Here is a 745-nt window from a genome sequence, read left to right as displayed (position 1 = left end):
AGAGCCCATGACCAATTGCTCAGCTGAGCTTTGTCGGGGGGTGCCGGGGGGGTTGGTGGGGCTGGGCACCATGAGTTGCGGGGTGGGCGTGGGGCTGGCCAACGACGGCTATTGGAGATGCCTTGGGGAGGGGCTCGCGTGTGGCTTCGGGGGTCAGCCCTCTACGGGGCGGGCGCCCAGTTTGTCGGCCAGGAGGCGGAGCATGGCTGCTTCGGGGTCTTCCCGGGGGGTGTCGGTGGGGTCTGGCTTGTGGGCGGCCTGGGCCAGCATCTCCTCCTCGTCCTCCGGTTCCGGGGGTGGGGGGAGTTCTTCGGTCGGGGGTTCCGGGCCCACGTCTTCGACCCGGGCGACGCGCTTGGGGGTTTCGAACTTGCGCTCGGGGCGTTCGGGGGTCTTGGGGGTGGGGCGGGAGGACTGCTGGGTGGCGGCCGGGGGTGGGGCGCCGGGGCCGGCGTGGACGCAGCGGACCTGCCAGGTGCCGCCGAGGACGGCGGTGAGGGCCTTGGCGATGGCCTCGGTGTTGCGGGGTTCGGCGAGGCGGCGGACGAGGGGGGCGGCGGGGTGGCCGATGACGACCGTGTCGCCCTCGACGGCTTGGACGGTGGCGTCGGTGACCATGGCGGCGGTGCTGCGGCTGGTCTTGCGGACCTCGGTGAGCAGTTCCGACCAGATGCGGCGGATCGCGGCGGCGTCCAGGCCGCCCGCGGGCGGGGTCGGGGGTTCCGGGGCGGGTTCCTGCGCCGCG

General features: G+C 73.8%; 1 pseudogene. It reads right to left on the bottom strand.

Annotated features, from left to right (window positions below):
- Window positions 1-153: 153 nt before the first annotated feature.
- Window positions 154-745: pseudogene (locus BJP25_RS34420) on the bottom strand (DNA polymerase III subunit gamma/tau); the annotation flags it as partial.

Origin of the sequence: Actinokineospora bangkokensis, assembly GCF_001940455.1 — a bacterium.
GTDB lineage: Bacteria > Actinomycetota > Actinomycetes > Mycobacteriales > Pseudonocardiaceae > Actinokineospora > Actinokineospora bangkokensis.
This window is presented reverse-complemented; position numbering and strand designations above follow the sequence as displayed.